The organism is Spirulina sp. 06S082 (assembly GCF_034932145.1).
In the GTDB taxonomy this organism is placed as follows: domain Bacteria; phylum Cyanobacteriota; class Cyanobacteriia; order Cyanobacteriales; family Spirulinaceae; genus CCY15215.
Genome location: NZ_JAYGHV010000184.1, coordinates 1 through 9,221 on the forward strand (window position 1 = coordinate 1; position 9,221 = coordinate 9,221).

General features: G+C 39.7%; 12 protein-coding genes. 3 read left to right on the plus strand and 9 right to left on the minus strand.

Going from position 1 to position 9,221, the window contains the following annotated elements:
* The 3 genes from VB714_RS13400 to VB714_RS13410 form a co-directional block, all read right to left on the minus strand.
* Positions 1-1,137 (minus strand): hypothetical protein (locus VB714_RS13400; protein ID WP_323224947.1); only part of this gene is annotated, 1,137 nt, incomplete at its 3' end.
* 78 nt (positions 1,138-1,215) lie between these two features.
* Complete coding sequence (locus tag VB714_RS13405) at positions 1,216-1,398, minus strand: hypothetical protein (RefSeq protein WP_323224949.1); 183 nt, start codon at positions 1,396-1,398, stop codon at positions 1,216-1,218.
* 6 nt (positions 1,399-1,404) lie between these two features.
* On the minus strand, positions 1,405-1,659 hold the full coding sequence (locus VB714_RS13410) for a DUF6761 family protein (RefSeq protein ID WP_323224951.1): 255 nt from the start codon (positions 1,657-1,659) through the stop codon (positions 1,405-1,407).
* Positions 1,660-1,919: 260 nt separating this feature from the next.
* On the opposite strand from VB714_RS13410, the gene VB714_RS13415 reads away from it, so the two are divergent.
* Complete coding sequence (locus tag VB714_RS13415) at positions 1,920-2,696, plus strand: response regulator transcription factor (protein ID WP_323224953.1); 777 nt, start codon at positions 1,920-1,922, stop codon at positions 2,694-2,696.
* Positions 2,697-2,717: 21 nt separating this feature from the next.
* On the opposite strand, the gene VB714_RS13420 is transcribed toward VB714_RS13415, so the two are convergent.
* From VB714_RS13420 to VB714_RS13430, 3 genes are all read right to left on the minus strand, one after another.
* On the minus strand, positions 2,718-2,933 hold the full coding sequence (locus VB714_RS13420) for a hypothetical protein (RefSeq protein ID WP_323224956.1): 216 nt from the start codon (positions 2,931-2,933) through the stop codon (positions 2,718-2,720).
* A gap of 285 nt (positions 2,934-3,218) precedes the next feature.
* A complete protein-coding gene (locus tag VB714_RS13425) occupies positions 3,219-3,815 on the minus strand; it encodes a chromophore lyase CpcT/CpeT (protein ID WP_323224958.1) in 597 nt (198 codons plus the stop codon).
* Between the two features lie 34 nt (positions 3,816-3,849).
* Positions 3,850-4,992, minus strand: coding sequence for an esterase-like activity of phytase family protein (locus tag VB714_RS13430; protein WP_323224960.1), 1,143 nt, complete (start codon positions 4,990-4,992; stop codon positions 3,850-3,852).
* A 105-nt stretch (positions 4,993-5,097) separates the two neighbouring features.
* On the opposite strand from VB714_RS13430, the gene VB714_RS13435 reads away from it, so the two are divergent.
* Entirely contained in the window at positions 5,098-6,231 is a 1,134-nt protein-coding gene (locus VB714_RS13435) for a hypothetical protein (protein ID WP_323224961.1), read from the plus strand.
* A 15-nt stretch (positions 6,232-6,246) separates the two neighbouring features.
* On the opposite strand, the gene cobM is transcribed toward VB714_RS13435, so the two are convergent.
* Positions 6,247-7,029 carry a precorrin-4 C(11)-methyltransferase gene (gene cobM, locus VB714_RS13440; RefSeq protein WP_323224963.1) on the minus strand — a complete coding sequence of 261 codons (783 nt, stop codon included), beginning with the start codon at positions 7,027-7,029 and terminating at the stop codon, positions 6,247-6,249.
* A gap of 40 nt (positions 7,030-7,069) precedes the next feature.
* The gene (truB, locus tag VB714_RS13445; RefSeq protein ID WP_323224966.1) at positions 7,070-7,960 is read right to left on the minus strand and encodes a tRNA pseudouridine(55) synthase TruB; all 891 of its coding nucleotides are present in this window, start codon (positions 7,958-7,960) and stop codon (positions 7,070-7,072) included.
* Positions 7,961-8,247: 287 nt separating this feature from the next.
* Here truB and rpaB point away from each other — a divergent pair, with 287 nt between their 5' ends.
* Entirely contained in the window at positions 8,248-9,003 is a 756-nt protein-coding gene (rpaB, locus tag VB714_RS13450; RefSeq protein WP_323224967.1) for a response regulator transcription factor RpaB, read from the plus strand.
* A gap of 65 nt (positions 9,004-9,068) precedes the next feature.
* On the opposite strand, the gene VB714_RS27435 is transcribed toward rpaB, so the two are convergent.
* A partial coding sequence (locus tag VB714_RS27435) for a ferritin-like domain-containing protein (protein ID WP_416309676.1) occupies positions 9,069-9,221 on the minus strand: 153 nt, incomplete at its 5' end.

The following is a 9,221-nucleotide window of genomic DNA, read 5'->3' on the forward strand; positions in this document are numbered from 1 at the left end:
TTGAGATTTTGATTTTAATAAGTGTGAATTTCTTGCCACCTGTTGTGCTGCTGAATCTATTGCTATTTGAGATTTTAATAAGTATGAATTTCTTGCCACCTGTTGTGCTACTGAATCTATTGCTATTTGAGATTTTAATAATTGTGAATTTCTTGCCACCTGTTGTGCTACTGAATCTATTGCTATTTGAGATTTTAATGATTCTAAGATTGTTGCAACAGATTCTAACGTTGATTTTTGTCGCTTGGATATTTCTGAGCCACTTCTCATTATTCCTTCTAAAATATCCATTGCTTCTATAGCTTCTGGCTCTGATAATTCTAATTTAGCAGAGTCTAAAACCCTAAAAATTTCTATTCTTTTTGTCTCCAGCATTTGTATTGCGCCCAGTCTTATTGGTCTGTGGTGCATAACTTTATGTCGTTCATTAATAATACAGTTTATACTGTCTTTTTTTAGTTTTTCCCAACTTTCGAGATCTTCAAAATATACAGAAAAAACATCCCAAAATGAAAAATATTTCAATTTATCTTGAATCTTTTTATTGATATCTAAAATAGACGTACAATCAGACAGTATCTCAGATAGCTCATATACAGAAATCTCTTTCTCTTTAGACCATTCAGAAACTTCAGCAGTTACAAGATCTATTAAATGATCAAACTGAGTGCATTCAAGAAAGTCTAGTATAAAATCGTTATTTTGATGCTTTCCGCGAATTGATTCTGCGTGTTCTCTGATTTTGCTAGGAGCAAGACTTTCTCCCCAATTAAAACCTCTTACCTCTACCAATGCTCGATTAATAAATGTGCGAAAACGTTGTTCGATATCAGCCAAAATTGAGTAAGCCTGTTTGCGAACTTCATCACCCACTTCATCACGTAAGCGAATAAATGTAAGTCCTCCTTTATCTAATAAAATTTTATTGATTTTCTTGTGACATTTATCTAAAGTTTCGCGAGAACCTAAAATGTTCAACTCAATGAATTTAGAATGATTGGGCTTTATAGACAATTCTATATCTGATAAATACTTTTTCAGTACGTCTTCTATTCTACTTTTAAGTTCAGAGGGAGTAATTTGCGAGGAATCAAACAAAAGACAAAGTGAGTATTTTTTCTCTGGCTTCTCTGGCATGGAACTCAATTTTAAATTTTTTCTCTATTTTCTCAATAGTAGCATATCTATTGAAAATGCACTATTGTTCTCAAAATCTCACGATCCTACTCCAAATAGCAAACATAAAATCGCGATCGCTATAAATGTCTTTGCCATGCTTGAGAATCGTATTTTATATGAAAATACGAAACAATCACTATAATTTGTTTCCAAGCAGGCGATCGCGATCGCACCTAAAATCCGATTTGGTTGGCGATCGCGATCGCGAAACTCATCCAACCCTCATTAATAATAATCTGCCTCAACTTCAGTTTGAGGGAAAGCAAGCTCAAAATTAGAAGGATCGCGCAAGAAACGGAAAACTTCCTCCTCCAAACGGTGAATGAGATAGGGTTCGAGGGCATTGCTGTGACGGAGACTGGCAATATATCCATCCATATACAACTGCAGTTCCGTGAAGCGGTTTCCTCTTTGCCAGGATTCTACCAAAGCATCAGTTAATCTTTGGTAGTAGCGAATACACAGTGCATCAGTTAGCATAATTTTAAATTGAATTCAACAAGAGCAGGGATCGACTAAAATGAGAGAGGATACGATTAAAACCGTTTTCTAAAACAAGGATTGACACAATTTATTGTTTATATTCTTAAGTTTATCTCAACCTTCACGTTTCGGCATCTGACTTCAGGAAGTTAGTGCAGTTAAGTCAAACAAATCAACTGAGGTAGCAAGAGCTACAACAAGTTGATGTAAACTTTGGTAAAGTGTCCGACATAATTTGCAAGGGGAATAAAGCTAAGGTGGATTCGGTTCAAATTTTAATTGTTCAAGGGAATCCTCACCTGCGATCGCTATTGGGGTGGCATCTGCAACAGGCTGGCTATTGGTGCCAACAAGCCGACAGCCTCGATCGCGCTAGGGAAATCCTTTCTCGTCGTCAGCCTCCCCTTGTCATTGTTGATTCGGATTTACCCGATGGGGATGGCATTGAGTTATGCCGTTGGTTGTATCAACAGAAACAGTCTTTAATTTTGGTGTTGTCGGCTCGTATCAATCAAAGTGATATTGTGGCAGGTTTACAAGCAGGAGCCGATGATTATCTCAAAAAACCTTTTGGGATGCAGGAATTTTTGGCGCGGGTTGAGGCTTTATTACGGCGTTTGCGGGTTACGAGTGCGCCGCTTTATTTGAACTACGGGGCTTTGAGAATCGATCTGGTACAGCGTCGCGTGCGCTTACAAGAGAATTATATCGATTTAACTCCCCAAGAATTTAGCTTGCTTTATATTCTCGCTCAAGCTGAAGGTACTCCACTAAGTCGATCCGAGTTATTAAATCGCGCTTGGCCTGATGCGATCGATAATCCTCGCACGATTGATACTCATGTTTTATCATTACGCAAAAAATTAGATACAGAACCCGAACAACCGAGTTTAATTCAAACCGTGCGGAATGTTGGCTATCGTTTCAATTCTGAGGCGCTTGAGGGTCATAATGGAAAGTCTACCTCCTCATCTGAAGCATTACAACGATTGGAGGCCAGTCCCGCAGTGGCGATCGCCTCGGGCAAATCTTGAGAATTGCCTAAAATCCTAAAATTAAGTTAAGCGCGTCTCAGCCAAATCTCGGATCAACAAAGTCTTGGAACTAATATACTGACCCCAAAACATTTCCTCTTCACGACTAAACGGATGACCTGGTCTCAATTGCTTCAAAAGCCTTGTTACCAATTCTGTATCGCTCAGTTTTAAAAGCGTCGTTGCTTGAATCTGCTCGACTAAAATCCACAGTTGGCGCAATATTGAAGCATTCATCGTTATGTTCCTCTTAAAGTAGAGTTTGTTCGATTGAAATCTTAAGCAAATCTTAAACGATTTGGAGAATGATGGCGCAATTAGTAACAAATCTAAAGAAAAGATTAAAAAATTATGAGAAGAGGATACAAAAGTTTACAATGGATTCAATCAATAAAAACCGCCAGCCAATCTCTTTATACAAGGCTGGCTTATAATAGAAAAAAGCACACTTGAAGGACTTTTGGCTGGCTTCAAGTGTGCTTTTTTGAAGTCAGATAATCCTTGTTTAAATAAGAAACTAATTTAAACAAGAAGAGAAACTTCATGAGCAAAACTTTCCCGACGCTGAAAATGAAAAGCCCCGGCGATCGCCCCCCAAATTTGCTCATCGGTTTGCGGATCGAGTCCTTTCTCCCAACTGATGAGTTTTTCTGCATCGACGGTAAAGGTACTGTCTAAATAGGTTTCCTTGTCTTTTCGTATCACCTTACAGGCTTTTCCTGGTTCAACTGTCCCTTGAAAACTATTCCCTGTCCAACGGACAATAAAATCGCAACCGGGTAACTTCTCTAAATGTTCTGGGGTTAATTCTGGCAAGCGATCGCGATCGCGCACTGCACCGTAAAATTTTTCTTGGTCTTTGATTTTATAATTTTCAATACCGAGGCGATCGTCTACTACTTTTAATTTTAATACCCGCAAGCGATAGGGTTGATTTAACATAAAATCATAGGCCTGTTCGAGCAACAAACTAACCCCCGATAATAACTCTACAGGTAACGGTCGCATACAGACGCGGATATGAGCGAAAAAAGGTGGATTTTCAATCGCTTGTTCCTCATTACTAAAATCGGCGGACATCCAGCGAGCAAGGGTAAGAATATCGGTTGAATGAGACATAAAAATTCAAAATTCAAAACTCAAAATTAGTTTATCATGGTTTTTCTTGAAAGCGAAAAACTAAAAATTGCGTGACTTGCCGTTCATTAAAATTGTCATCACTGACTAAGATTAAACTTGGCGATCCATCCGGTAAACGTCCAGCAAAGGTCATCCCTTCTAAATTATCGAGGACAATGCCCAAATCTTGCAAATCGAGTAATAGTTGTTTGCGTAGCGGAGTTACGGTACTCAGATCGCCTTTTAAGGTGGCAATGCGAGAAGTATCCGTTGCTCCTCCTGTGGCAATTTGAAACAATTTTGCACCTGTTTCTATACCATCAAATGTTCGTTCTAAACTGAGGAGAAATCCTTCGCGATCGAGAGCCAATAATTCCGTTAAACCGTTGGCAATAACTCCCTCTGAAGCGGGATCGAGGAGATAGAGATTTTCAGAAATTAATAAAGGCGAACCAATCGGATTAATAACGTAATGTAACAAACGAATTCGGGGAGATACTTCTGGAGTCGGATCGATATTATCTTGAACGAGGGCAAATTCTGGGGCAGTAAAAATGCGATAAGGGTCTTCGGGAATTAAACCAGAAATCCCGATCGCCAGTGCTTCAAAACCCAAATTTTCTTGGACTCCGTGAGGGATATCTTCTTTGCGGATAGGTTGGTTAGGTAAAAAACGGGCAGGAAGAGGAATTTCTGTGAGATATTGTCCGGTTTGGCGATCGAATTCTGCCACGAAAGGATCGATTTTTCGACTGGGTATCCCTTCACTTGATATTAATAACGTCCCCTTAGACGTAAGGGCAATGCCTTCAGGATCGATCGCCCCTTGTGCATAAGGATTTCCTGTTTTATCTTTAAGAAATGTTACATTTTTGATTTCAATCCGAGGAGACTTTTCGGCGGAAAATGTTAGATTGAGGGTGTAAAAGCGAGCATTATGGCGATCGTCGGAGAGAGCGTAGAAAATATTGCGATCGCGATCGTAAGTAATGCCCGACAATCCTCCCACTCTCGTCCCCTTATACTCCATTTTGGGTAATTGTACCTCCCCGACAAATTCGAGGGATACATCTAAAAATAAACGCTCTTGGGCGCTAATTTGAGAAGGAGTACAAGCGGAAAGCGCGATCGCGACTATAACAGCGAGGATAAGGGAAAATAAAGATTTTTGATACATTTTTATTGTATTTTATGATATTAACCGCGATCGAACAATAACGTAGGGGTTTGGTCTCCAAACCCTCTAATACAGTCAAAATAATTGCACCGTTGACCATCAAGAATGTCTAAAACTCCTCAATCCAAAGAAACGAGAGAAGATTTCTTAATCTTCTGTAGTGATTATGCCCATAATTCGCTCAAAACACAAGATCGCGAAGTTCGCGAGTCATTAGTGCGTCGTCAAATCCCCCCCCAAAAAGTACGTCGTTTAGAAACCAGTTATAACATTACAATTAAGTTAGGAAATAATCTGAACATCCAACCCGTTAGAAAAATAATTTTGTATCAAATTGATGCAGCAGCCAATTTTTTACGAGATTTTCAAATTGGAATTTTAGGACAACGAACAACTTTATTTCAACTCTATGAAATCGAGTTTTCCTTCGATCGCAATTCTAAATTCACATTTGACTTTTCTGCGGGAAAACTATTTATCAAACTCCCGTATTGGAAAGCACAATGGTTCTCAGAATACCTAAAATATACTGAACTGAGACAACTGTGGACAAAAGGAGAACACCTTCCTCGTTTATCTCCCATTCGTCGGGTTTGGTGGTTATTCGATCCTCTGGGTGAATTCCGTTCTAATCTCAAATCTACCTTGATTTTAGCCGTACAAAAGCAAATTTTAGGCATTGACAAACTGCTGATTCGCTTTGGTTTATTAGAAGCGGAAGAAAATTCAGAACAGTCTGGAAAACTGTCCTCTTCTATTCCACAAAGTTTTAAACAAGGAACGATCGCCTATCTTAAAAGCGCGATCGATGAGAAAAAATTAGGATTTAATTTAGAGTTTGTTTTAGAGAATCAAGACGATAATAGTCTCCTCAAACTTTTGCAGAAGTTTCAACAAAATTTAACCGATCCTCAACAAATTGAAGAAATTATCGACGTTGCAGCCTTAACATTACAAGATACCCTTCGTCAAGAACAATCTAACGTTGATATTAAAATGTTTGGTTTAGTTAATGTCGGAAATTACCATCGTATTGATGTAGATTTGAATTTAAGTACGGGATATTTAAGAAAATATGTAGAAATTATCCCTCGCAAAGCTGATATTAAAGCTATTCAATTTGGATTAGTTAATGTCTACACCATTGATGATATTACTGTAACGCCAAACTTTCATAGTGCCATTAAACTCGATTTTAAAACGGCTGCTCTTGAAAAAGCCCTGCAAGAAATTAGTTAAATAACTATTCACTATTCACTGTTTTTTGTTACTTCTAAATAAATGAGAATGTTCGGGATGATAGAGACGCGATCGCGCATTATCGCTGTTTTTTAAAGCTGGACTAATTAAATATAATGTCGTGCGAATTAAATCATTTTCTCGAGAGGCGATCGCCATTTTTTCTAAAGGAACTAGCCAGATTTTTTCATCTTTCCAACCGATGCGAAAACAAATAGCCACAGGAGTATCTGGAGGATAATATTGCAGCAATTTATTTTCTGCTGCTTCGATATGACGTGCCGCTAAATAGAGGCACAAACTGGCTTTATGTGCTGCTAGGGAAGCCAATTCTTCTGCTTCTGGAACCGCCGATGCGCTACCGCTAATACGAGTTAAAATAATAGTCTGTACCAATCCAGGAATAGTTAATTCTGTGCCTAATTTAGCCGCCGCCGCTTGATAAGCACTAATTCCTGGTATCAGTTCAAAAGGGATATTTTCGGCGCTTAATCCTTGAATTTGTTCTTGAATGGCGCTATAAAGAGATAAATCTCCTGAATGTAAGCGGACGACAGAACGATTAGCACGGACGCGATCGCACATTATCGGTAAAATTTCTTCAAGGGTTTTATTACCCGTCGCAATCAATTCAGCCTCGGGACGAATATCCCGTAACATTTGCTTAGGAACAAGAGAATCTGCGTAGAGAATAACATCTGCACGAGTGAGAATATTATGCGCTTTTAGGGTTAGAAGTTCCGGATCTCCAGGTCCTGCGCCAATAATATAAACAGCATTTTTGAGAGGTTGCGGCATAAAAAGATCGGAATAGCTAGATTCTAGTTATAGAGTTCGGTCAACCCATTAAAACAGTTTTGGGGATGAGTTGCAATTCACCATCAGTATTAACTTGCTGGCCAATGCCGAGGAAATGTTTATTTAGATCGTAAACGCGAACAAATTTGTCTGTTTGAACCCACTCTTCTGCGGGGATTTTTTGTCCCTGACACCATCGTTTTGCAATATCCATTTCTAACGCGATCGCCTCAAGATGTTCGAGGGGAACTTCTGGTGCAATGGGTTGAAATTCTCCCCGTTTAATGGCATTTTCCAACTCTTCCAAAGTAATACTCTCTACTAATTCCAAACCGCAACTCTTCGTTCTTACCAATTTGGCTAAAGTTCCTCCCGTCCCGAGTAAATCCCCCAAATCTCGCGCGATCGCCCGAATATAAGTTCCCCCACCACAAGTAATAGCAACCTCTAATTCAGGAAATTCTCCCAGATTCCAGCTTAAAATTTTAATGTTCTGAATTTCTACAATTCTGGGGGGAACATCGACCTTTTCTCCTGCTCTTGCCAATTCATACATCCGCTTTCCTCCTCGTTGAATGGCACTGTAAATAGGAGGAATTTGCTCGATCTTACCAATAAATTGAGGTAATATTGTTTGGATTTGTTCTAATTCAATCCCGCAGTGCGATCGCTGCTCTAAAACTTCTCCTTCGAGATCGTCCGTAGTTGTTCGCCAGCCAAAGCGAACCCGAGCATGATAGGCTTTCTCTTCTGGAAGATATTGCAGAAGACGAGTTGCTCTGCCGATGGCGATCGGTAAAACTCCAGTTGCGGCTGGATCGAGAGTTCCTCCATGTCCAACTCGTTTCAATTTTAGCAATCGCCGAACCTGCGCTACGCAATCGTGGGAGGTAAATCCCGCCGGTTTATTAAGGTTGAGAAAGCCCAACATTCTGAAAATCTCGATAAAATTAATCCTATTTCACGGTATAGTAGAACCTTCAACAAGTCTCCCAAGTTATATTCTCAACCGAGATGAATTCTTTTAGTGTAAAGATTTATTAACTTACTGAAAAAAACAACTCTATCCAGAGACAGAGAAAAAAACTAAAACAATATTTTTTGCGTTTTAGTGCCGAGTTTTGTATTTGCTTCAGGGTTGGCGATCGTGATATGCTCAAAAACAGTGAAATACTTTTGTTTATTATCTCAATTAGTTTTAACTAATTCTTGCGAAACGTGACAGACCACAAGGGAAAAATCCTAGTGGTAGACGACGAACCTGCGGTAAGACGAATCCTAGAAACTCGTTTAACAATGGTAGGTTACGAAGTCGTTACCGCTTCTGACGGTGAAGAAGCACTCGCTTTGTTTTTTCAAGAAACTCCGGATCTGATCATTCTTGACGTTATGATTCCCAATGGTGATGGGTATTATACTTGTCAAGAGATTCGTAAAGATTCTGATGTTCCTATCATTATGCTAACTGCTTTAGCTGATGTAGCCGATCGCATTACTGGATTACAAATTGGAGCAGATGATTATTTAGTAAAACCCTTTTCTCCTAAAGAACTAGAAGCGCGAATCCAAACTATTTTGCGTCGTGTTAAAAAGATTAGTTGGCAAAATAATGAGGACGATCCTAATATCACTCAAATTGGCCTTCTCCGTATCGATCCCAACAAAAGGCGAGTTTCTCTCGGCGATCGTCTGATTCGCCTAACAGAAATTGAATTTAATATTTTACAGTTGCTGATTGCTCAATCTGGAAAACCCATTTCCCGCGCGGAGATTTTACAGGCTATCTGGGGTTATAGTCCCAGACAACCCGGAGACTTGCGCTTAGTGGACGTTCACATTTCTCGATTGCGAGGCAAAATTGAGACCGATCCCAAGCAGCCGGAATTTATTGTCACCGAACGGGGAATGGGTTACTCTTTTCAACATTTAGCGGTCATTGCCAGTCATCAGTTACCGGCGATGCGACCCCGTTGAAGTTGTTCCCTTAAAGTTCTCATCTAGATTTCTCATCTAGATTTCTCATAGTGTGATGCGATCGCTTATCCCACCAAATGTGATTCTAAGAACCAGAGGCGTTTATCGATCGCCCGAGATATTTCGGTATAAAGATCGGCCGTGTCTGCATCTCCTGCGGCATCGGTTTTGTCAATAGCCTCGCGAATATGCTTCCCATAAGCAGCATAGCGACTGTC

Excerpts from the sequence above, each read along its gene's own strand:
- VB714_RS13425 (WP_323224958.1), bottom strand. The coding sequence starts at position 3,815 with ATGTCTCATTCAACCGATATTCTTACCCTTGCTCGCTGGATGTCCGCC.
- cobM (WP_323224963.1), bottom strand. The coding sequence starts at position 7,029 with ATGCCGCAACCTCTCAAAAATGCTGTTTATATTATTGGCGCAGGACCT.
- VB714_RS13435 (WP_323224961.1), top strand. The coding sequence starts at position 5,098 with ATGTCTAAAACTCCTCAATCCAAAGAAACGAGAGAAGATTTCTTAATC.
- VB714_RS13430 (WP_323224960.1), bottom strand. The coding sequence starts at position 4,992 with ATGTATCAAAAATCTTTATTTTCCCTTATCCTCGCTGTTATAGTCGCG.
- truB (WP_323224966.1), bottom strand. The coding sequence starts at position 7,960 with ATGTTGGGCTTTCTCAACCTTAATAAACCGGCGGGATTTACCTCCCAC.
- VB714_RS13410 (WP_323224951.1), bottom strand. The coding sequence starts at position 1,659 with ATGCTAACTGATGCACTGTGTATTCGCTACTACCAAAGATTAACTGAT.
- VB714_RS13420 (WP_323224956.1), bottom strand. The coding sequence starts at position 2,933 with ATGAATGCTTCAATATTGCGCCAACTGTGGATTTTAGTCGAGCAGATT.